Origin of the sequence: Pedobacter sp. MR2016-24, from assembly GCF_026239655.1 — a bacterium.
Classification (GTDB): domain Bacteria; phylum Bacteroidota; class Bacteroidia; order Sphingobacteriales; family Sphingobacteriaceae; genus Pedobacter.
Genome location: NZ_JAPIVO010000007.1, coordinates 83,404 through 106,084 on the forward strand (window position 1 = coordinate 83,404; position 22,681 = coordinate 106,084).

General features: G+C 38.9%; 25 protein-coding genes. 4 read left to right on the plus strand and 21 right to left on the minus strand.

The window, feature by feature from the left end; all coding sequences use genetic code 11:
* Window positions 1-52: 52 nt before the first annotated feature.
* The gene (locus tag OQX62_RS18830) at window positions 53-1,093 is read right to left on the minus strand and encodes a CobW family GTP-binding protein (RefSeq protein ID WP_265833173.1); all 1,041 of its coding nucleotides are present in this window, start codon (window positions 1,091-1,093) and stop codon (window positions 53-55) included.
* A gap of 208 nt (window positions 1,094-1,301) precedes the next feature.
* Here OQX62_RS18830 and OQX62_RS18835 point away from each other — a divergent pair, with 208 nt between their 5' ends.
* Window positions 1,302-2,498, plus strand: coding sequence for an aminopeptidase C (locus OQX62_RS18835; RefSeq protein ID WP_265833174.1), 1,197 nt, complete (start codon window positions 1,302-1,304; stop codon window positions 2,496-2,498).
* A 228-nt stretch (window positions 2,499-2,726) separates the two neighbouring features.
* On the opposite strand, the gene OQX62_RS18840 is transcribed toward OQX62_RS18835, so the two are convergent.
* The 3 genes from OQX62_RS18840 to OQX62_RS18850 all read right to left on the minus strand — a co-directional run bounded on the left by OQX62_RS18840 (window position 2,727) and on the right by OQX62_RS18850 (window position 4,436).
* The gene (locus OQX62_RS18840; RefSeq protein WP_265833175.1) at window positions 2,727-3,113 is read right to left on the minus strand and encodes an acyl-CoA thioesterase; all 387 of its coding nucleotides are present in this window, start codon (window positions 3,111-3,113) and stop codon (window positions 2,727-2,729) included.
* Window positions 3,114-3,191: 78 nt separating this feature from the next.
* Window positions 3,192-4,184 carry an L-glyceraldehyde 3-phosphate reductase gene (mgrA, locus tag OQX62_RS18845; protein ID WP_265833176.1) on the minus strand — a complete coding sequence of 331 codons (993 nt, stop codon included), beginning with the start codon at window positions 4,182-4,184 and terminating at the stop codon, window positions 3,192-3,194.
* Between the two features lie 72 nt (window positions 4,185-4,256).
* Window positions 4,257-4,436: a histone H1 gene (locus tag OQX62_RS18850; RefSeq protein WP_265833177.1), complete on the minus strand. Its 180-nt coding sequence runs from the start codon at window positions 4,434-4,436 to the stop codon at window positions 4,257-4,259.
* Between the two features lie 154 nt (window positions 4,437-4,590).
* Here OQX62_RS18850 and OQX62_RS18855 point away from each other — a divergent pair, with 154 nt between their 5' ends.
* On the plus strand, window positions 4,591-4,953 hold the full coding sequence (locus OQX62_RS18855; RefSeq protein ID WP_265833178.1) for a response regulator transcription factor: 363 nt from the start codon (window positions 4,591-4,593) through the stop codon (window positions 4,951-4,953).
* Between the two features lie 94 nt (window positions 4,954-5,047).
* Entirely contained in the window at window positions 5,048-5,410 is a 363-nt protein-coding gene (locus OQX62_RS18860) for a response regulator (protein WP_265833179.1), read from the plus strand.
* 4 nt (window positions 5,411-5,414) lie between these two features.
* Here OQX62_RS18860 and OQX62_RS18865 read toward each other — a convergent pair whose 3' ends face one another.
* From OQX62_RS18865 to OQX62_RS18935, 15 genes are all read right to left on the minus strand, one after another.
* On the minus strand, window positions 5,415-6,338 hold the full coding sequence (locus tag OQX62_RS18865; RefSeq protein ID WP_265833180.1) for a tetratricopeptide repeat protein: 924 nt from the start codon (window positions 6,336-6,338) through the stop codon (window positions 5,415-5,417).
* A 12-nt stretch (window positions 6,339-6,350) separates the two neighbouring features.
* Complete coding sequence (gene xseB, locus OQX62_RS18870) at window positions 6,351-6,557, minus strand: exodeoxyribonuclease VII small subunit (RefSeq protein ID WP_265833181.1); 207 nt, start codon at window positions 6,555-6,557, stop codon at window positions 6,351-6,353.
* Window positions 6,535-7,908 (minus strand): exodeoxyribonuclease VII large subunit, encoded by a 1,374-nt coding sequence (xseA, locus tag OQX62_RS18875; RefSeq protein ID WP_265833182.1) that lies wholly within the window; start codon window positions 7,906-7,908, stop codon window positions 6,535-6,537. The genes xseB and xseA overlap by 23 nt, the downstream gene beginning before the upstream one ends.
* A gap of 71 nt (window positions 7,909-7,979) precedes the next feature.
* Entirely contained in the window at window positions 7,980-8,891 is a 912-nt protein-coding gene (locus tag OQX62_RS18880) for a phosphatase PAP2 family protein (protein WP_265833183.1), read from the minus strand.
* On the minus strand, window positions 8,878-9,510 hold the full coding sequence (locus OQX62_RS18885) for a sterol desaturase family protein (protein ID WP_265833184.1): 633 nt from the start codon (window positions 9,508-9,510) through the stop codon (window positions 8,878-8,880). Before OQX62_RS18885 ends, OQX62_RS18880 begins: the two co-directional genes overlap by 14 nt.
* Before the next feature lie 6 nt (window positions 9,511-9,516).
* Window positions 9,517-10,815 carry a DUF4833 domain-containing protein gene (locus OQX62_RS18890; protein WP_265833185.1) on the minus strand — a complete coding sequence of 433 codons (1,299 nt, stop codon included), beginning with the start codon at window positions 10,813-10,815 and terminating at the stop codon, window positions 9,517-9,519.
* A 20-nt stretch (window positions 10,816-10,835) separates the two neighbouring features.
* On the minus strand, window positions 10,836-13,403 hold the full coding sequence (locus OQX62_RS18895; protein WP_265833186.1) for a DUF5686 and carboxypeptidase-like regulatory domain-containing protein: 2,568 nt from the start codon (window positions 13,401-13,403) through the stop codon (window positions 10,836-10,838).
* A gap of 82 nt (window positions 13,404-13,485) precedes the next feature.
* Window positions 13,486-13,857, minus strand: a complete 372-nt coding sequence (locus tag OQX62_RS18900) for a GtrA family protein (protein ID WP_265833187.1) — start codon at window positions 13,855-13,857, stop codon at window positions 13,486-13,488.
* Window position 13,858: 1 nt separating this feature from the next.
* The gene (locus OQX62_RS18905; protein ID WP_265833188.1) at window positions 13,859-14,311 is read right to left on the minus strand and encodes a phosphatidylglycerophosphatase A; all 453 of its coding nucleotides are present in this window, start codon (window positions 14,309-14,311) and stop codon (window positions 13,859-13,861) included.
* Between the two features lie 27 nt (window positions 14,312-14,338).
* On the minus strand, window positions 14,339-15,328 hold the full coding sequence (locus OQX62_RS18910) for an NAD-dependent epimerase/dehydratase family protein (RefSeq protein ID WP_265833189.1): 990 nt from the start codon (window positions 15,326-15,328) through the stop codon (window positions 14,339-14,341).
* 18 nt (window positions 15,329-15,346) lie between these two features.
* The gene (gene spt / locus OQX62_RS18915) at window positions 15,347-16,552 is read right to left on the minus strand and encodes a serine palmitoyltransferase (protein ID WP_265833190.1); all 1,206 of its coding nucleotides are present in this window, start codon (window positions 16,550-16,552) and stop codon (window positions 15,347-15,349) included.
* A gap of 269 nt (window positions 16,553-16,821) precedes the next feature.
* Window positions 16,822-17,433 (minus strand): TetR/AcrR family transcriptional regulator, encoded by a 612-nt coding sequence (locus OQX62_RS18920; protein ID WP_265833191.1) that lies wholly within the window; start codon window positions 17,431-17,433, stop codon window positions 16,822-16,824.
* A 177-nt stretch (window positions 17,434-17,610) separates the two neighbouring features.
* Window positions 17,611-17,952 carry a helix-turn-helix domain-containing protein gene (locus tag OQX62_RS18925; RefSeq protein ID WP_265833192.1) on the minus strand — a complete coding sequence of 114 codons (342 nt, stop codon included), beginning with the start codon at window positions 17,950-17,952 and terminating at the stop codon, window positions 17,611-17,613.
* 381 nt (window positions 17,953-18,333) lie between these two features.
* On the minus strand, window positions 18,334-19,650 hold the full coding sequence (locus tag OQX62_RS18930) for a hypothetical protein (RefSeq protein WP_265833193.1): 1,317 nt from the start codon (window positions 19,648-19,650) through the stop codon (window positions 18,334-18,336).
* The gene (locus tag OQX62_RS18935; protein ID WP_265833194.1) at window positions 19,650-20,216 is read right to left on the minus strand and encodes an RNA polymerase sigma factor; all 567 of its coding nucleotides are present in this window, start codon (window positions 20,214-20,216) and stop codon (window positions 19,650-19,652) included. The genes OQX62_RS18930 and OQX62_RS18935 overlap by 1 nt, the downstream gene beginning before the upstream one ends.
* Window positions 20,217-20,481: 265 nt before the next feature.
* On the opposite strand from OQX62_RS18935, the gene OQX62_RS18940 reads away from it, so the two are divergent.
* Entirely contained in the window at window positions 20,482-21,201 is a 720-nt protein-coding gene (locus OQX62_RS18940; RefSeq protein ID WP_265833195.1) for a DUF4397 domain-containing protein, read from the plus strand.
* A 66-nt stretch (window positions 21,202-21,267) separates the two neighbouring features.
* Here the strand turns inward: OQX62_RS18940 and OQX62_RS18945 are convergent, their stop codons facing one another.
* A complete protein-coding gene (locus OQX62_RS18945) occupies window positions 21,268-21,477 on the minus strand; it encodes a hypothetical protein (RefSeq protein ID WP_265833196.1) in 210 nt (69 codons plus the stop codon).
* 72 nt (window positions 21,478-21,549) lie between these two features.
* Window positions 21,550-22,563: a TlpA disulfide reductase family protein gene (locus tag OQX62_RS18950; RefSeq protein WP_265833197.1), complete on the minus strand. Its 1,014-nt coding sequence runs from the start codon at window positions 22,561-22,563 to the stop codon at window positions 21,550-21,552.
* Window positions 22,564-22,681 lie beyond the last annotated feature (118 nt).

A 22,681-nucleotide genomic window follows, 5' to 3' on the forward strand; every position in this document is an offset into this window, starting at 1 on the left:
GCGGAGGATATTGTTGTTCCAAGCGGAGGAATTAAAGCTGTATGGATCACCCTTAAATCAGGGGATTCAGCTGATCAGGATAAAGGCAGGTGCGGAACATCTTGTCAAATCCATATACCTTCAATTTCTTGCCGATCACTACAATTTTAGTCTCCCTGATTTCATCCGGCAGCCAGGTTTCGCCTATGGTAATGGCCAGCGATTTACCGACGGTCTGCAATACGATACGACTTTGGAACTCATGACTGTAAATAATCCCCTTCACACGATATACATTAGCCGATTGCGCAATCAGGAAAACCATCATACGGTATTCCAGTTCCTGTATATCCATACTCTCTTTATACTTTAGCAGAATAGTTTCAATATCGCTATGCTCGTGGCGATGATGTGAAGACGATGAAGCAATGATGGTTCGCGTTTCATCTGTATGGTTACTTAAGCTGAACACGCCTTTTGGTGTAACTACGGGCTTCGGATTACTGTAGAAATTAGCGAAACGTTCCCTGGCGAACATTTTTCTGATCTGGAAATCCTGTTGCGTACCAATCAGCGTTTCTGCAAAAGGATTGATCGTTTTCAGCACTGCCTGCACTTCTGTAACATAGGCGGCACTCACCTGCTCTACTTTATTCAGCAGAATAATATCGCTGAAAGCGATTTGCTGAATGGCTTCAGGACGCTCTTTTAACTGATCTTCGATGAGCTCCGCATCAACAATACAAATTACCCGTTTCAACTGAAAGCCGCGCTTTACCTGGTCACTCGTCAAAAATGGATGTGCAATATTGGCAGGATCCGCAATACCTGTTGCCTCAATAATCAGATGATCCCAGGAATCCCTTCTCTCCCATAAACTATTCAGCAAATCATAAAGGTTATCATTCAGCGTACAGCATAAACATCCGTTATTGAGCTCCATGATATCATCCTCACCTTTAATGATCAATCCGGCATCGATACTCTCCTCACCAATCTCGTTTTCAATGATGGCAAACCGGGTATCTTTTTTCCCCGCAATCATCGCATTTAATATTGTTGTTTTTCCTGCGCCCAGAAATCCGGTGAGCAATGTTACTTCTTTGGCCTTCATATATTTTTTGATTTGCGCACACTTATACTCCATATAAAATTAGCAAGATTGATCAGTTTTAATGCTGTGCAGCCTTCTTCCATTATAAAATTTCCCGGTATATTTTTTTTAAAAATTGTACAAATACCGTAGATTGCCCAGCAAATATAAGCAAATGCAATACTGTTGCGAATATTTTATTATGTTTGAATATTAATTAACACACAAAATGACTAAACAATTCTTGAAACCATTGGTCCTTGCCTCAGGACTAATGATGACTGTTACTTTTGGCTATGCCCAGGACAACCTGGTTAACTCCCTTAAAAACAATCAGTCTGCTAACAGTACCGCGGGATTTAAATTCACAGAGCTGATTAACCTTGAAAACACACCTGTAAAAAATCAGGGCTCTTCAGGAACCTGCTGGAGTTATTCTACCAATTCTTTCCTGGAATCTGAAATGATCCGTATGGGTAAGGAGCCGGTAGCTTTATCTGAAATATTTTCCGCACGCAATGCCTATGTGGAAAAAGGTAAAAACTATGTGCGCATGCATGGCGCCGTAACTTTGGGCGACGGTGGTGCACTGCATGATGTGATCAATATGTTCAGACTATACGGTGCAATGCCGCAAATCAACTATACCGGACTAAACTACGGTACAAAAACAAACAAATTCGCTGAAATGGGCGGCCTGACCAGTGGTTTCCTTGAAGCAATCGTCAAAAACCCAAATGGAACACTTACGCCAAACTGGTTAAAAGCCTACACGGCTATCCTCGACTCTTACCTGGGTGAAGTGCCAAAAAATTTCGACTATAAAGGCAAAAGCTACACACCACAGTCATTTGCTAAAGATGTTGTGGGCATCAATCCGGACGAATATGTAGAGCTTTCCTCATTTAACGATCACCCTTACTATAGCAAATTCACCCTGCTGGTACCAGACAACTGGTCATTTGATCAGGTATACAATGTACAGGTAAATGAAATTACCGACATCATTGACAACGCACTTAAAAAAGGATACTCCGTAGCATGGGCGACAGATGTAAGTGAAAAATCATTCTCTTATAAAAACGGAGTAGCTTTCGTACCGGCAAAACCATTCGATGAAATGACTCCCCAGGAAACCGCTAACCTGTTCAGTGATCCGCAACCAGAAATGGAAATTACAGCAGCAAACCGTCAGCTTGCATTTGATAACTATCAGACCACAGACGATCATGGTATGCACATCGTTGGACTTGCAAAAGACCAAAATGGTAAAGAATATTACATTGTAAAAAACTCATGGGGTGCAACAAACGATTACAAAGGCTACCTGTACGTCACTAAAAACTATGTAAAATATAAAACAACCGCCTTCCTGCTAAACAAAGGCGGTATCCCTTCAGCTATCAGCAAAAAACTAGGCCTCTAGGCAAACAGCTATACAGATGCGAATCAACAAGCCGGTAAATTGTATGTTTACCGGCTTTTCTCCCCACGACTGAGTTGAAATAGCGATTCTCCTGACAAAGCAACCCAGTCTCCACCCAATCAGCATACGCATAAAAAAACAGGTCTGCTATTTTTCGACCTTCTATGTTTTGCGCAGCAAAAGATAGGCAGGCGAAAAATAGCAGACCTGTTTTTTTATCAGTACTATCTATTTTAAAATCTTAGTTGGTTTTTTATGCTCGTCAATTGCGACGAAGGAGAACTCCCCACTAACCGCCTTCTCTCTATCCTCAGAATACATCTGCTCCACAAAAATCTCCACTCTCACCTTCATGCTTGTCGTCCCGATATGACTGATACTACCTATCAGCTCTACAATTGTACCTGCCGGAATAGGATGATTAAAATCTATTCTGTCACTACTTACGGTCACCATACGCTGCCTGCTGAACCTCGTTGCTGTAATAAATGCAACCTCATCCATCAGCATCATTGCTGTGCCTCCAAAAAGTGTGTCATAATGATTTGTCGTATTAGGGAATACGGCTTTAAAAATACGGGTCTCAGACGCTTTGATCTTTTCTTCTACTGTCATTTTACAAATAAGGATATCGTTTAAAAAAAAGCAGGCGGAACATTGGGTGCCCGCCTGCTTTGAGGTTACAAAGATATCTTATTTTTTAAGGATCTGTTCTATATCCTGAAGCTCTTCAGTAGTAAATAAAAGACGGTCCAGGCATTTTATCGAATCTGCTAACTGGTCTGGCCTGCTCGCACCAACAAGTACTGACGTTACGGTTTCATGGCGTAAAACCCATGACAGCGCCATTTGTGCGAGAGTCTGACCACGTTCAACAGCTATTGCATTTAAGGCATTCAGTTGCTGTAATACTTTTTCAGTGATCTGATTTTCCTGCAGGGCACCATGAGATTTTGCCGCTCTGGAATCTGCAGGAACGCCATGTAAGTATTTATCAGTCAGCAGTCCCTGTGCAAGCGGAGAAAAAGGAATACATCCTACCCCCTCCTTACCCAGAAGATCCAGTAAACCATTTTCTACCCATCTTTCAAACATGGAATATTTGGGCTGATGGATTAAACAAGGTGTTCCCAGATCTTTAAGTATCGCAATCGCCTTTGCTGCCTCAGGCGCTGCATAATTGGAGATCCCGGCATATAAAGCTTTTCCCTGACGCACAATCAGATCCAGTGCTGCCATCGTTTCTTCCAGCGGAGTTTCAGGATCTGGTCTGTGGTGATAAAAAATATCAACATAATCCAGGCCCATCCGTTTAAGACTCTGGTCTAAACTGGATACCAGGTATTTTTTAGATCCCCAATCTCCATATGGTCCATCCCACATGGTGTATCCCGCTTTTGATGAAATAATCAGTTCGTCACGGTATGACTGGAAGTCCTGTTTTAAAATACGTCCGAAATTTTCTTCAGCGGAACCCGGAGGAGGCCCGTAATTATTAGCAAGGTCAAAATGCGTAATTCCGCTATCGAAAGCCAGCCTGATAATATTCCTGGAATTTTCCAGCTGATCTACGTGTCCGAAATTATGCCATAAGCCAAGAGAGACAGCCGATAATTTTAATCCACTGTTACCACAGCGGCGATAGGTCATTTCTTTATAACGATTAGCACTGGCAATATAATTCATAGGAATGGTTTAAATAAAAAGAGGCATATCAAATGAGATCTGACATGCCTTCTTCTTGGTTAGGTTGAAATACTATTTACCTGAATTTTTCTTTTCAGTTACTTCAGTACGGATGTCCTGAGCAAGAACTTTTAAATCCTGCATTGCTTTACGTACTCTCGTACCAGCAGCACTGTTGCCAGCATTGTAAAATTTCTCTGCATCAGCCTCTACCGAAGATAGCAGTTCTTTTAATTTTGTAAATTTTTCCATGTTTAAATTTTTATTAGCTCCCAAATATATCACTTTTAGGAAAAAAACAAACATAACCTGCATTAAATTGCGAATTAATCAGAAATTATAATCTTTTCAAAACCTTTTATTAATCCTGCTCGTTTAATCACTGTCATAACACAAAAATGCATACATGGGGAAACGGATACATATAGTTGAAGACGACGAGGATATTCGTTTTATTATTTATTACATTTTGACCGACAGCGGATACACCGTTACTGAATCGGGTACGGCTAAGGAATTTCTGAACTATATCACTTCAGCAGAGCCAGATCTTATTCTAATGGATGTAATGCTGCCAGATGGAAATGGGATTGAGCTATGCAGAAATCTCAAAGAAAATCCGCAAAAAAGTACAATCCCTGTAATCATCATGTCGGCACATGCAGCAGAAAAATCTGTTTTGGAAGAAGCCTGTGCAGAAGATTTCATCAGTAAACCCTTCGACATAAATGTATTTCTGGCTGTAGTAACCAAACAATTGTCATTATAATAATATTGATCCTCTTGTTTTTAGAAAAGAACAATTTTATAGCTACATTTATACGCTGTAAGTCCTCAGGCCTTACAGGGATTATTTGTAAGTCATGAAGAAAAAAGTACTTGTACTAGAGAAAAACAAGGATATCCTTGAACTGATCAACCTGCTACTTACGGAAGAAGGTTACGAAGTTCTTCTTTTATCAAGAAATGAACTCGTATTTCAGGAAATCAAATCTTTTCAGCCGGACATAATTTTGCTGGATGTGATTAATCCAACAGCGGAAGGCACCGCCTTATGCGAAGCAATAAAAGCAGCGGAGGATACGTCACATATTCCGGTAGTGGTGCTCTCTACCCATCCTAAGGCTCATATAATCAAAGAAATTTGCGCAGATGAAGTAGTGCCGAAACCATTCGACCTTTCTCATCTGGTTTCGGCAATTCAGGAACAGCTGATCTCAGCGTAGGCACCTATAATTTTGTTTGTTTTTTCAGAAAATTAAGGTATTTTTTCTCTTCCTCAAAAATGGCTTCACCTTCCATTTTATAAGCCATCAAAAGATAATCAGTAGCCTTTTTGTGGTCGTTCAGCTCGAAATAAGTTTCACCTAACCTCAGCAAAACAAATGGATTTGCATCTTCCCCCTCTCCATAAATCTGGAGCGCTGAATGAAGGTTTTCCAGTGCCTGTTTGTATTTTCCTGCGCTAAAGTAAGCATCACCGATAGAGGCAGAAAGCCATCCTGATGCTTCCCAGTCGCCCGCCGGTTCAGGTAAAACTTCCATTGCTTTCGTAAACCAGCTGATAGCCACGGTATATTCTCCATTGTCCATTGCCAGGTTTCCTTTCTCACTATAATCGTCAATCAGTTCCTGCTGTTCCTCGGAAAGATCTTCCTGGTCCATATTGGTCTGAGGGACAAAATCCCTGCTGAATTCAATAAATTCCGCATCAGAAATCAGTGCTATATGTAAAAAGTCAGGATTATAATCCTGAAAATCACCTGATTTCCCTGATTTATGTGCTAGCTTAAAATACTTTCTTGCCAGCTCCAAATCTGCAAGCGCATAATAAATTGCACCTGTGGTGATAAAGTGGCTGATACTTTTGATGGACTCCGTTTTTATCTTCTCCTGCAGGTAGTCAGTCTCTTTAATAAAATAAGGCAAAGCCTTTTCTACCTGACCAGCTTGTTCATAGAATGCAAAGATACTGTCCAGTAAAATGCCGCCAACACTGCAATTCTCTTTCGGATCAAGAATAGAATCTTCAATCTCCAGCAAAAGCTGCTCTGCTTCTTCAAATTTTAAATCTTCTGCAAGTGCATAGACCTGATCGATCTGATCAAAAAAAACCTCTTCCTGTTCTGGTGTGTATATGAGTTGTTGTGACATTCGCGAATATAGTTATATGGACTGGTTTTCCATCTGTTTTATGATCTTGTTGACTTCGTTTTCGGTCGACCTTAATTTGGTCTGACAAAAGGAAATCAGCTCCGACGCGCGTTTCACCTTTTCAGCAAGTACGTCTACAGACACCGCTTCTGTCTCAATTTCCTGTGCAATCAGTGCCAGCTCATTATAAGCAGCCTCATAGTTCAAATTCTTTTCCATTTTTCTGTAGTTTAGATAAAACTTTTGCTTTAATTTCTGTAGAAGCCATGCTGATGGTCATCTCAGTTCCGGGCGACAATTCTTCGCCGTTGCTCACAATAGTACCGTTAACTTTTATGATTGCAAAACCTTTATTCAAAATATTCTGCGGACTCATCAATCTGACTACCGATTCAAAATGGCCAATATATACGCGTTTATTGGCAAAATACATCCTGTTAAAGGACTTCATATTCGCCACTATATTACTAAGATCCTTTGCCTTATTGGACAAGCTCATTTTCGGATTGGTCAGGATCATTCCGGAAAGCGCCACAATCCTCCGGTGCTGGCTGTTCAGCTGATTTTTTACGGAGTTGATGGTTACCTGATTCAGCCATCCCAGCTGCTCTTTATGGTGTGACAATAACTGAAAAGTTTTGATCAGCATCTGTTGCTGTGCTGATAAAATTGATTCCTCGAAATTCCTGTTATGCGCAATCAGCATCTCCGCAGCTTTTGTAGGTGTTTTGGTGGATGTATGTGCCATCAGATCGGCAATGGTTTCATTTTTCTGGTGACCAATCCCGGTAATGACAGGAATGGGGAACTTGGCAATAGCCCGGTTCAATTCGTAATTATCGAAAATCAGGAAATCCAGCTGTGCACCACCTCCGCGAATAATAATCAGCGCATCGTAAGCGATACCGGATTCAAAAACAGCAATCAGTTTCGTTAAAAATTGTTTTGCATTCCCCTCCCCCTGAACAAGCGCAAAATAATCGTCGATCTCAAAATTATAACCAAAAGCGTTATTTTCCAGTGTATGTTTAAAATCCAGATAACCGGCAGAGGTATCAGAAGATATCACGGCAATGCGCTGCAGGACTCTATTTAGCGGCAACTGGCTGTTTCTCGTGATATACTGTCCGTTAACCAACTGAATAAACGAGGGATTATCACGCAGCAATTTATCCAATGTTTCCTTCCGTTGCTGCTCAAATTTACCCAGCGTAAAAGTTGTATCAATATCCAGCAGATTGAGCTGTAAGCCGAAAGAAGGCGTATACTGGACACTGACCTGAACCAAGACGTTAATATCATTTTTGAACTGCTGACCAGTTACGCGTTCAAAGTTAGCGATGTTGACAGATGCGTTGCCCCAGGCGCGACCTGCGATTTTTGCAAGAATCCTGGCCGAAGACTTCTCCTTTTCTACCAGTTCAAAATAATGATAGTTGGATTGGGCCTTAAAAGTATAATTGGTGATATCTGCAATTACCCAATAGGTTTTAGCACCAAATACGTCACTGATGACGCTGCTGATGTGGCCAGTAAGCTCTGATAGTTTAATAGATGCCTGCGGTGTCAATACTCAATTTTTATTTATGGTAATTTAGGCATTCTAAATCAAATTCCTGCTGATCAAAAACAAACAGGAGTTTAACGGATGACGGCAGCGTATTTTTCCACCAGAAGATTTAATGAAGTTTTTCTGATGAGCAAGTTGAAAAGATTAATACCTACGATTGCGGTAAGAATACCAAAAATAACATCTAAAACGTAATGGTGACTGGCATAAACTGCAGTGAACCAAATACCTAACATCACCACTGCGAAGAAAACATTAACCAATCCAAGTCTGTTTTTGATTCCATAATATACTACTATTACCGGATAAGACGAGTGTAACGAAGGCATTGCAGCGAAGACATTAGAGCCTTTACTGTAAATAGATTGAAATACAGGTGTATTAAAGAAACGATCGAATTTAATCAGCCCGCCAGTATTTCCAGGTGTATGTGCATGAAATACGAATCCATGATATTGCACATACCAGGGCGGAGCAGCGGGATAAATATAATAAACCACGAATCCGATCAGGTTAACCAGTACAAAGGTCAGTGAAAAATAAAGGAATTGTTTTCTGTTCCTGAAGAACATATAACCCGCAAATGCCAACGGTACGGGAATCCACATCAGGTAAAAAATACCCGTGGCCACATCTGTAAAAGTGGTACCATGTATTCTCCAGAATTCATTTGGTGTGAGGATATGCCCGTTCGAATGGATACCAAACAGGTATTTTTCCAAATGATATAATTCAGCAATATGCACTTTGCCAAAGTTATAATTAGGAAATGCCTTCATGTAATCGAACAAAATCCAGTATACAATGAAAATAGAAAAACCCAATATAAACTTCCTGGTGATAGAAGACGCGTAAAAAAGGCTATTGAAAATTAAAATCAGCACAAGCTGATCAGATTTAAACCCGACTACAAAATAAGATAAAAGAAGATAAAATAAAGATACGGTCGTGGCAGCAATAATATCTTTTTTATCCGGCATCATTCTTTTTCATAAAATCTGAACCTAATACTTTATCCCATATCGTAGAACTCACACCGTATCCCTTTGTGGAATCTGAATAGTGATGTAACATATGGTGTTTTTTCAATTTTTTCCAGAAAGCGCTTTTAAAGTTGGCATGGTGCAATGCGTAATGCATCATATCATACACCAGATAGCCCAGGAGAAATCCGCAAAAGAAAGCATAAATAGTACCGGCCGGCAGGAGAAACAGGAATAGAAAATATAATGCTGAAGCCATAGGAATACTAGCCGATAAAGGCATTACCAGTCGCTTTGCATCATTTGGATAATCATGGTGTACCCCATGAAAAATAAAATGAATTCTTTTACCGATTTTAGACTTTGGGTAAAAATGAAAAACGTACCTGTGCATCACATACTCAGAGAATGACCATACAAATAATCCACCCGCAAACCAGCCAATAAAAGAAAGGAGGTCCATGTGCGCATCAGAAAAAGATATCCAGCCTAAAAATAGGATTACCGGAACATAAACGATCAGGGGTACAAAATAATGAACTTTAGACAGACTTTCCAAAAGTCCGTTTTTGAACATTCTGATAGATTCAGAAGAATTAGAAACGAAATTCCTGCTCATGTTTGTTTAAATTTTAATACGTTCTGTAGTTAATTCATTTGTAGAAGTGTTGATTCCTTTAATATCAACATACTTAACATTCGGCAGCCAGAACGACCCGCCTTCTATGCGCAAAAATATGCGTTCTATTTGAATTTTCTTATTATTGACTGTCACGTAAACATGATATTTTTTATCATCTTCTGATTTAGTCAGGTACATAGGCAATTTCTTGTGCGATACAAATCTTAGTTCGTACTGATCTTTGCCCAGCGCTTTGGATTCAATGCCATAAGCAAACTTACGTTGAACATAGCCCAGTTCTTTTTTTTCGCCTTCATCAGCATAACGAATCCAGTAAACATTAACTGGTTCATCCTTGTCAATCACTCCTTTACTATCCTGGTTCAGCGCACAAATAATAGTGTTCGTATTTGGATCGCGCTGCAGATAAAATAATTGATTAGCAATTCCTTTTGGCGTAGGGAATTTTAATGGCGAAGGATTACTTACATCTTTCGCCTGTGCATAGGAAGATAAAGGATTTACAGCACCAAATAACAACACCATGAGTACAGTACCTGTTACGACCAATGAGGCAGCCTTATTTTTTGCCTGAAAATCTTTTGCCTCTAAAGCTTTTTTTGCACCTCTTAACCTGTTCACAGCCGTAATATTGGTCATGATGGCCATGATAGTAATCGGAATGGTGAAGATAGAGATCGTCTCAAATATATGGAAGGATACCCCAGGAATAAAAATTTTGTAGTCACCACCAATATAATGACCAGCAATACCGCTCGCCATTGCACAGATTCCAATCGTTACCACACGCTCAGGTCTTTGCATTAAGCCTCCTTTAGATTCAATCCCCAACCCTTCAGCTCTTGCTCTTGTATAACTTACCATCATTGAGCCCATTAAGGCGATAAACGCAAACAGAGAACTTAAAAAATAATGGTGTGAAACCAGGTAATAACAGATACCCAGAAACATGACCAGTTCACTATAACGGTCCAGTACAGAGTCGTATAATGCACCAAAAGTAGAACTCATGTTACCTAAACGTGCGACCTGTCCATCCAGCATATCAAATAATCCGGCGAAGAGAACCAGGGCACCAGCCCATCCGACAAATGACAGGTCGCCCCTATTTGTCTTTTCGGCACCGAAAATAAAGATAACAGCTACGCCAATATTCAATATTAATCCGATAGTGGTTACTGCATTGGGCGTAAGCCCGATTTTGATCAGGCCTTTAACGAATGGGTTAATGACCTTGTAAATCATTTGCTGTAAACGATCCCGAAATGATAAAGCTTTCATAAATATATTCTATACTATTATTAAAAATCAAATTTAACTCTGGCTCTGATACCATACTCAGAGACCTCCGGATTATCCAGGTAATTGAAACGTTTCACCACATCTACACGCAATACCTTGAAAATGTTTCCAACTCCCACACTTCCTTCCATATAAGGCTCATTGCCCAGGGCATTAGTTGTAGCTACACCTGCCCCATTTCTTGGAAACTGAAGTAAAGATGGATCTTTATCCGGATTGTTCTCATCACGTAAAGCACCATAAAGCAATTTAAATGATACAGCTTCTCTTAATTTCAATCTTTTTATCAAAGGTATTTTATTAAAGAAGAATCCGTTAAAATTATGATCAATATTTAAGCTTGCATAATGATCACTTACAAATTCCAGAAAGTTCATCAAATTATAAGAAGCAAGCTGGTAGGAATAGGTCTGATTTGCCCTATGAATGGTCAGCAAAGGGAAAGGAACCTTTCCGAAAATATAACCACCTTCAACAGTTACGTCAGAATAACCCAGTTGGGATAAATAAAACCTTTTGTCGATGCTTCCCATAATGTTCTGGTAGCTGTACTGACCACCGAATGCACCTTTAAAAGCCTGGGTATATCTTAAATTAAAGATAGGATACTTATCAATGATGGGTACTCTGTATATTTTTCCCTGGTAAAACTTCTCATTTGGTGCATAGCGTAAATTCACACTTACGTCAGACGTTGTCAATTGATTGACCGGGTTTAGTGTATTGTTCTCAAAATTATTATATGTTAAAGATCCACCAGGTGTCTGCGTCCATTTACGCAGGGTGACACCGTAAGAAAAATGGTTTTCAAACTCCTTCACATAATCTATCTTGTAGTAATCATTATATAAGAGCATATTATTCTGACCACGTTTGAAGGATAACAAGAAGTTATCTTCCTGAACAAACTGTAATTCCTGACCAGGAATTTTAGTATCTCTCTGGAAACTTCCCCTGATATAATTCTGAGGAAAGGCGTAGATAGATTTATTATTCAGTGAGTAAGTAGCGCTCAGGAAATATTTCCATTTTTCATCCTTAAAACCATAAGCAGCATAGGTCTCAAAATAATATCTTTTGCTCAGCTCGGGCGTGGTACGTCCGCCTAAACGTAATCTGAATCCCTCTGTATTGTTAAAGCTATAAAATGTATTTACCGGACCTACTTCAAAGGGACCAAAGTTTTTATACCCCGCAAATAGCAGCGTAACCAGATCTGCTGTCCTTTTAAAGGACGGTATAGTCTGCAAGGTATCGATATTTCTGTAAATATTCAGATTTGCCTTTACCAGTGTATCCTGACGCTGACCTGTCCAGAACTGTTCCGATTGGGTTTCTGCCTGGGGAGATACAGCCAGGGCCGGACCATTAAAGAGGGTGTCTGGCTGTTGTTTATTCACCTGGTAATCTTTGATAATTACGGTACGCTGTCCTGTAAAACCTCCGCCTTTATTTTGATTCAACCCGAAATCGATAATCAGGTTTGTTTTTGACAAATGATATCTGCCATCCGGATTTTTATCAAAATCCAGTTTCGCTTCCAGAGCACGTACAAAATTCAGGTTGATGTTTTTATTCACGGTAAGAAATGCATCCTGAACAGCGTAATTTCCATCCATAGTTACATAGATCTTACCTTCAAATAACAAATCTGTATTATTACGGGGAATAAATGACAGCTCTATTAACTGAGGGCTATGTGTTTTTATGGTATCTGTAATAAAAAACTTGTAGAATGTTGGCGCAGCATCAGCAATGGGACTCAAAAACTGGTTACTAACCAAAGAAATATTATTATTGTATATGTTCACATCTGCGTACATTCTTTCGAAGTACTTGCTCAGTCCTTTAGTGTCAATAAATTTGCTGTCATAATTCACATGTTTATCACCTACAAGAATGGTTTTCTTTTTCTCAGGAGATTTCTGCAAATAATTCTGTGAGACCTTTTCCTCCATATAAACAGGAAGTGTAAGCTTACCTCCTATTTTCGTAGAATCCTGTGTTTCAAATAAAAACTGGTAATTTTTAAAAATCCTTCTGTTTTTGAATTTATCAGAAAGGTTACTCAAAGAGAATACCATTTGTTCGTATTGCTGATACTCAATATTATTATAGGTCTGTCCCTGGTTCTTTGATTTATTATCAATAACCCTACGGATCAGTTCAACAGCAGGATTGTCCTTATTCCTGTATTTAGGCCTTTTATTTGTGCTGATCACCACCTCTGTCAAACTTTGAGATTCCGACTGCAAACTCATATTCACCACCTGAGTTTGTCCAGGTTTTATATCTGCATAAGCAGATTTATAACCTACATAACTAAACTGCACCTGAGGATGTGTCTCCGAAGTTACCAGCGTATATTTACCATCTACGTCAGTCTTGGTAATAATTCCTGTCCCCTTGAAAAGAACAGTTACATAGGGCAGCGGATCTTTATCTGCGGCGTCAGTCACTACCCCCGTTATAATAGTACGTGCTACTGGAGTCTGTGCTGAACCCTGAAATGCAAATGGCAACAGGAAGGTACAGATATATATAATTTTTTTAAATTGATTGTTCATCTTATCTATTTAATTTTTACCGGCTAAGGGTTATCATTAAGTGATCATTTATAGTTAATCCGCATTAATGTTCTCCTGATTTTTATACGAATACGAATTTCTTCTGCATCAAAAAGTTATAACTTGTTCCAACTGTCAGGGAAACCAATATTTTTGACAAAATGTAATTGACATGCAGATAATGAGTAACAAGATATACTCCCCCTGTGGTCAATGCCAGATTCCCTGCCCAAACTAAAATATATTTGAAGATCTGTAAAGTAACATTTCTTTGTTTAGAATCGAACACCCAGTTACGGCCCATCATAAAATTGACGATTCCTCCGGCGGTTGTACCAGCCACACTTCCAAATACATACCACAGATGAAATACCTGAGTACAGACTAATGTGGTAAGAAAGTCAATAATTGAGGCCGACAAAGACGCGACCTGTGCTTTTACAAAAGTCGCCATTTTATATAATAATAAATCTTACAATTAACTGTAGCAGGATGTTTGCATAAACACCTGCAAGAACATCATCAAACATCACTCCCCATCCACCTGGTAAATCTTCCAGCTTTCTGATGAACAATGGCTTTACAATGTCAAAAAAACGGAACAGGATTAACCCGAGCAGAATGTTCAGGGGCGTTACCGGTATCCATAATAAGGTGATGCACATACCTGCCACCTCATCAATCACTACCCGATTATGATCTTTTCCCCAGATTGATTCAACTACATTTCCCGACCAGATCCCTAAAGCCGTAATCAGAATAGTAGCAGCAACAGCTGGCATAAAATTAAATCCATCAGCATGCGCATAGTACCATACCACGCAGGTAGCCACTGCAGCAGCAGTTCCGGCACCCTTTCCGATATAGCCTATTCCGAAGCTAGTTGATGTAATCTTATGAAATAACATGATCTTTTATATTTTATTATCCTGTTGTTATAACCACTTATTCTCTTTATACCAGTTTATAGTTTCATTCAATCCTTTTTCAAGATTGTAGACCGGTACATATTTTAAATCTTCACTTACATTAGTGATATCACATGCCCAGTTTACAGCGGTGAGCTCATTCATTTTCTCCATATTCAATGCCGGAGTATTTTTTGAATTCTTGTATAACACTTCCATTAAGCCGGCCAGTCCTGAGACTATAAAAACCGGCAGGTGAAATTTCAATGTCCTTTTATTAAGTACCTTTTTTACCCCGTTTGCAAGTGCATAACGGTTGTAAATATGACCATCAGACACATTATAACTCTTATTTGTTACAGCTGAAGAGAGTGAACTGACAATAATCTGCGCAAGATCTTTCACGTAAACAAAACTGATCTGCTGACTAAATTTACCGATATGGGGTTCTAATCCCTTATTGATTGTTTGCAGTAAAATAAAAATATCTTTCTCTCTTGGCCCATATACTGCGGTTGGCCGGATAATTAATAAAGGCAGGCTGGTGATATCTGCCAGGTATTCTTCTGCCAGTAACTTACTTGCGCCGTAATTTGTTACCGGATGAGCAGGACTGTCATCCCCTATCACAGAAGATAAATCTGTGAGCGGACCTACTGCAGCCAGACTACTGACAAATACAAATTTCTCCAGATTGACAATGGCCGATTTTGCAGCCAGCGCAAGATTTCTGGTATAGGTCGCATTTACAAGATTGTATTCGTCTTTGGTTTTTGCTTTAGTAATACCAGAGGCATGAATGATATAATGGTATTGTTTATCCCTCAGCTCCTTTTCTAAAAGTGTGATATCACTAAAGTCCAGGTGAACATACTTGATATCAAACTCTTTAAGATGCTGAATCTTACTACCAGGCCTTACTGCAGCGAAAACTTCCAGATTGGAAGCTACCGCTGCAGTAATCAAATGATATCCAACGAAACCACTCGCCCCGGTAATCAATACTCTCTTTTTCATACCAGATTTAGTATAACATTATATACTAACCTTAACCGGACTGAGCTGTACTTCTTTCGAAGCAGCAGATAATTTTTCAACCGCTTCTTCGATTTGCGCAAAAGTATGCGTTGCCATCAGTGAAAATCTGATCAGTGATGAATCTGAAGGTACAGCAGGTGAAACAACCGGATTTACAAAAATTCCGTTGTTATGTAAAATATTAGTAATCAGGAATGTTTTTTCATTATCTCTGATATATACAGGAATGATAGGACTGTCTGTGTGACCGATATCAAATCCTGCTTCTAGAAGTAGCTTTTTTGCATAGTTTGTGTTATCCCAAAGTTTATCAATGCGCTCTGGTTCCGTTTCAATAATATCAAGTGCTGCGATTACACTAGCTACGGAAGCCGGTGGCATACTTGCGCTGAACATCAGCGATCTTGCCCTGTGTTTAATAAATTCAATCGTCTCCTCATTCGCTGCAATAAAACCGCCCAGTGAGGCAAGTGATTTACTGAAAGTACCCATGATGAGATCAACCTTATCCGTCAGGTTAAAGTGAGAAGATACGCCTGCACCATTAAAGCCGATCACACCCAAACTGTGGGCATCATCCATCATGATATTTGCACCGAACTCTTCTGCAATCTTAACGATTTCAGGAAGCTTAACAATGTCGCCTTCCATACTAAAAATTCCATCTGCCACAATCAGCTTCGCAGCATCTTCAGGTAACCTGCTTAATTTCTTACGCAGATCCTCCATATCATTGTGTGCATATTTAATAGAGCGTGAGAATGACAAACGGCTACCATCAATGATAGAAGCGTGGTCATACTCATCCAGTATCAGGTAGTCATTGCGTTCCAGCAAGCAGGAAATCACACCCAGATTAACCTGAAAACCTGTACTAAAAAGTACGGCAGATTCTTTACCTACAAAGGCAGCAAGCCTTCTTTCCAATTCGAGATGAATATCAAGTGTCCCGTTCAAAAACCTTGATCCGGCACAACCAGTTCCATATTTATCAACAGCGATCTTGGCAGCCTCTTTTATTTTCGGATGATTTGTTAATCCCAGATACGAATTTGATCCGAACATCAACACTTTTTTACCCCCTATCATCACTTCTGTGTCCTGTGCGGACTCAATAGATCTGAAATATGGATATAATCCTTTTTCCTTAATTGCATTAGCATCTTTAAATGCTGCAATCCTATCACCCAATTTTTTACGCATGCCTGAATTGTATAATGTTTACTTCAGATAGATTCATAAATTTTATTTTCTTCATATACGTATTATTATTAGAATACAGCTATGAAATATGATCTAATATATTAAAAATATGTTAATTTTAAGATAAGACAAAAGTAATTTATTCCTAGACCATAATCGTATTTCAGTCTATAATATTATTGTCAAATATTAATGTTACAATCGAATTTATATTAATTACTCAAAGTACCGGGACGAATTTACTATAAATATCCGATCAGTTCCGTTTTTTAGTCCAATCTTTTTCCTCCAATGCTATTGCCAATCCCCTCGATAAGGATATCTATCATCTCATCAAAATATTCATTTGTCTGTAACTCCGCCAGATCCTTAGTCAGGGGAAAATGCAAACCGCGAAAAAAGGTTACAATGATAAACGACATTTTATTCATACGTTCTACAGTCATTTCTTTAAACTCACCAGACTGGCTGCCGCCCAGAAGAATCTCTCTGATCATATCTATCTGAATCTGTTCGTATTGAGTTTTGATACAGATCAGCATTCTCATGCTTTCCACCATATCATCGAATAATACCTCCCGAAAGCTGTTAAAACCAATAATAGACGTAATCTGGCTTTTTAGAAAAGCCTTAAGTTTATCTTTTGCAGTTAATGAAGTGTTTACGGCCTCTCGGATCCGTTTCACTACATTCTTCATTTCATCTTCAACAACAGCTTCGAAGATTTCGTTTTTACTGGGAAAATAATAATATAATGTACTCTTACCTTTACCAGCGGCTGTAGCAATTTCTTCCATGGTTGTTTTTTTCAATCCATGTTTTCCAAAAAGCTTTTTCGCCCCTGACAATATCTCCCCAATTACAATTTCATCTTTTTCCATTCAACATACAAATAAGCAGACCAGAATCCAAATCCGGTCCAAAAGTATTACAAATAAGTTGAATACTATCATTCTGCAGATTTTTCGACAATCAGATGATATTCATGTTAAATTAACGTGAAGCAGATTCGATTAAGCAATTACAGTTAAATAAAGGTAAGAGTACATGCCTGATATTTATTTGGCTGCTTTCAGTCTCTGGTCTTCTCTGTCATACAAATCGATAAGTTTCGATTGCAAACGAATAACTGAAAGCTCCAGTGTTTCTACTTTTGCTCTTAAACCTTCAAGCTCTTCAGCCTGTTCGGTCTTTTCATCTTCTCCAACATTCAGCAGTTGTCTGATATTAAGTCCATGCACTTCAGCAATCTGATTCAGTCTGCTGAAATTAGGGTCTGTAATTCCAGTTTCCAATTTTGAATAAGCCGGAATAGATACCTCTAAAAGATCAGCCATAGTTTTCTGATTAACCCCTTTTTTCTGACGAAGGATTTTGAATTTCTGTCCTAATGTTTTCATTTTATAATATTTTATTGGTGTGGATTTGTTTGAAATAAAATTAAGAATTATTTAACAATACTTTTATATTATTATTTCATAAAATGTTAAATAATGTTATTTCTTTATCAATACTGATTGGATCTTATTAATTAATTACCTTAAAAGGCTTTTTAAGTGCCTTAAAAGCATATTAAAGCCATTAATTGCATCATCCCTTAAAGAATTAAAAAAAATGAATTATTAAGGAAACTACCAAATTTTGACAAAACATAACTTATTTTTGGCTGGAAATAGTCGAAAACAGCGTGTAAAAAGGGCTGGAGAAGCCCTGAAATTCCTGATTGACGTCAGATTTTTGTGATAGGAATCTAAAAATTTAAATATTCTAATGAATATTTATTAAAAGGCCAGTCTGAATTTAACACCGCTGTTCATCAGGTTAAGGTCTTCGGCTGATAATTTTCCCACAGGGATTTTGATGAACGGCTCTACCATAATATGGTACTGTTTAAAGATACGCTGATCTCTTCCTATCGATAAATTGAAAAATCCCAGATAACTGTTACCTTTCATGGGCGCCTCAACTGCGGGCTCGGCAATAGCCTCGCTTTTCACTGCCTGATAATTCTCTGAAAATCCTGTAGACGGATCAGTATCCATCCTGTAAAAAGAAGAAGTCGTTTCATAAGTATTGCTCCGCTTATCCCTAAGGATATTAAAATAAGAAATACCAACACTTGTATAAAAACTCTTGCTTACATTATATACTATGCCAATAGGAATATCTATTGCACTGATATTGGCATCTACTGAGACCAGCGTCCTGGAAGACTGACTTGCAAATGAAACCTGATTGCCTGGAGCAGCCTGACTATTTGGAGTCTGTTGCGGCAACACTGCGCCGCTTTCTAATTTCACCATTGAAATACCAGAACTGATTGAAAAGTTCTCAGACAAACGGTATGCCGTAGTAATTCCTGCACCTATGTTAACATTTGATTTCATCACAGTAGGCATTACTTCCAGACCGAAATTCCATTTGTCCGTTTTTACTTTTTTCTTTATATCTGCCGTTCTGCCAGATTTAGCTTCTGCTAATAAAAAGTCCATTGTACTTTGTTCCTGCTTTCCAGGTACTGTATTTACCTCAGTGCCGGGAACATTGGCCGATGCTCTTGTTATTTCCCCCTTTTGTATGGTAGCTGTTGAATTGCCTGACGTTGCTGTAATCACATCAGTAGCTTGAGGTCCGGATGTTAAAGCTATACCCGGCTGGTCCGCCCCGGACTCATCTTTTTGCCCCGTTCTATTTTGTACAATTCGTTCAGAAATACCTGCATTTTTAGACACACCAATAGCGCCGGAAGTACCTTTCGCTACTTCAGCGGACTTCTCCTTAGCCAGGTCTCCGGATGCTTTCAAAGGATTTGGGACTATCCTGTCTTCAGCCTTGTTTTCGGCTTTATTTACTGCACTTCTTTTCACGCTGACAGTTTCCCGGAATGTTTTATCCTTAAAAAACTCACCAACTGCAAAAGGTAATGCCGCAGCAATCATGAACAGCACCGCAGCAATTTTTAACCATTGAGGAAAGAGCACGCGCTTTTTGCTTTTCGTTTTTGAAAATGCTTCCCATTCCCCCGGAACGTAGGCCTCCTCATAATCTTCGAAAAGATCTTTAATTTCTTTGATTAATTCTTTTTTAGCTGGTTCCATCAATTAATTTCAATACTGTTTTTATAGAGTTCCCTAAGCTTATGTTTTGCCCTGGTGAGGTATGTTCTGCTGGAGCTTACCGGAATATTCATGAGTGAAGCAATTTCATCGTGGCTGTATCCTTCAATTTCATATAAATTGAAAACAGTTCTGTGCAGATCCGGCAGTTCATATAAAAGTTTCATAATATCCTCGGCATATAATTTGTCTTCTACCTCCACATAACTGACAGGACCATCTTCATATTCCTCCACCAATACCAGTGTAGATTTTTGCGCCCTTATCCTGTCCAGCGAAGTACGCACAGTGATGGTAGCGAGCCAGGATTTAAACGTTTTCTCAAAAGCGACCAGATCATTATCGTGACGGAAATCATACATTGTTTTAAATGCCTTCATAAAACTATCGTTGACCACCTCTCTCGAAATATTCCTGTCTTTGATATATCGTGTAGCCACCCCCATCAGGTAACCCCAATAGTGTATATATATACGTTCTTGTATACGTTCATCACGCGCATCTAAGCCCGCAATGATCTCCTGGAATAGTATACTTTTATTACCCACGCTTCTCTGAGCCTAACTGATCAATCAATGTATGTCTTTATGTTGTTCGTAAAACGCAGACGTGTTTTCTTCCGTTCAGGAATATCCCGATAAAGACGTAAACGCATCTCATTTACAAAACGCTACAGCCTTGTCAAATTAATTCTATAAAAATCATTCGAAAGAATCATTTACGAAATTAATAAAAACGAGTGTAGCGTTCTGCATTTCTGTTGCGTTTTACAGTTATTAAAACAATTTATAATTATTATTTAAAACTAAAAGAATGAAAACTAATCCTACTATTTTTTCAAAACTGGCGAGAAGAACAACATTGGCAGCTGCAGTGTTTGGTATAGCTGTTGCATTTACTGCCTGTAAAAATGAAGTGATAGAGCCAGAGGCGATTGGCATGCTTGCGGTGACAAATGCATCCCCATCGTCTGTCGACTTTCTTATTGATAGTAAACAAGTAAACAATGGTGCATTGACTTTCGGTTCAAAAACTATTTATTTCCGTACTTATCCTGGTTCAAGAACCGGTGAAGTTAGATTTACAGGAACAACTGCAGACGCCTACAGCAAGAAATTCGAGATCACCGAAGGCTATTACCACTCCTTGTATATAATTAGTCAGAAAAACGCAACAACACAGAAAGATACACTTTCTTATGTATTCCTGAGGGATGAGTTCACACAGACAGAAACAGGAAAGGCAAAAGTAAGATTTATGAATTTATCCTCAGACTCTCCGGCTTTAGACCTTGTGTTTGAAACAGATACAACAACCTTCAACAATATTGCTTTTAAAGGACGTACAGCCTTCAAAAGTGTGCCGGCTAAAAAGTATACCCTCACACTTAAAAACAGAATAACTGGCACGCCTGTTGCTACTCTAGCGGATGTGCAGATTGATCAGAACAGATTCTATACAGTTTGGGCAAAGGGTTTATCTACCACAACAGTTGACGCGCAAAAGTTAGCTATTAAAGTAGACATGCATTAATCAGGATTTATTAACTACCTAAATATTTCAGAGCCGCCCGGACCTAAAAATCCAGGTGGCTTTTTTTTATCTGTTGCCTTGTCTCAGAATAAAGGCACCCAGCATCAATGCAACAGCGATACCTGAGATTCCAGGAAATAAGATAAACAGGTACAAAAGGCCACTTACACCAGCTACAGCCAGAATAAAAAGAAATCCCTTTAAAGGCGTTTCCATTTTAAAAGCAGCAATTAATGTAAACAAGTAAAATACGCCAGCGAGTGTTGTTAAAAACATATTGCAAAGATGCTATCCCAATGTTAAATTAACGTTAAGAAAGCATCTTAATTTCATTATCATGACAAATTGCTATTTTTTGCCTGATTTAGCGGCTGTACTGCTGTTAAGGAGCTCTTCAAGCTGCTGATTAAGCTCATCACCTTGCAAATTCTGTGCTACGATAGTGCCATCCGGACTAATCAAAAAGTTTGACGGAATCCATCTTACACCATAAAGCTTCGCCGCAGAACTATTCCAGTAAGCCAGATCTGATACATGTTTCCAGGTCAGGTTATCATTCTTAATTCCTTTTAACCAGGTCGCCTTATCTTTATCCAGCGATACACCAAGCACATCAAAGCCTTTATCATGATACTTCTGATAAGTTTTTACCAGTTCAGGATTTTCCCTTCGGCAATCCGGGCACCATGCAGCCCAAAAGCTAACCAGAAGATACTTCCCATAATTATCGGAAAGCTTCACCCTTTTGCCATCAGGATCGGTAGATTCAAAATCTAATGCCTTATGTCCGGGTTCTACTTTACTTTTGGTTTCTGCGAGTTCTTTCAAAGCAGTAACATAACTTGAATTTTGCAGAGATGGTGCCAATAGTTTAACGTCTGCCAGGAGTTCCTGCGAATTCAGCAGATAAGAATAGTCTCTGTAAAGAATATAGGCAGATGCGATAGAGGAAGGATTAGCAGTAATAAAATCCTTAATATTCACGTCTTTTTGTTTTTTATAACTATAAAAGAGGTCATTAGATGCAGACCCTGTTACCTGAGTAGATTTATTAAATGAAGAAGTGTCAGAAGTTACTGTAATCTTCCTGTCTTCCAGAAATATGTAAACAGGACTGGTATTTTGATCAATAGTTAAACCATACAGTTCCGGGAGCTTCAACCTGGTTTTAAACTGATAATTCCCTCCTGTTATTTCAGCAGAATCTATAGTGATGAAGGCCTTGTTATCAAAACGCTGAAGGTAAACTTTACCAGCAGACAAACCATTTATATGGCCATTCAATTCAAAGTTTTTATTTCCCTGTGCAAAGGTAGCCGCCGTGCACGCAAGCAATGACAGTATACTTAAGTATGTTTTCATATGAGCATTTGTTTTTTATCTTATATAAAGCTGCTGCGATCATCTCAACCTTTTTTAAGCGGAATGCCCGTGGTCATTTGATATCAATTCTTTATAAAAACCAAAACTAAACAATACT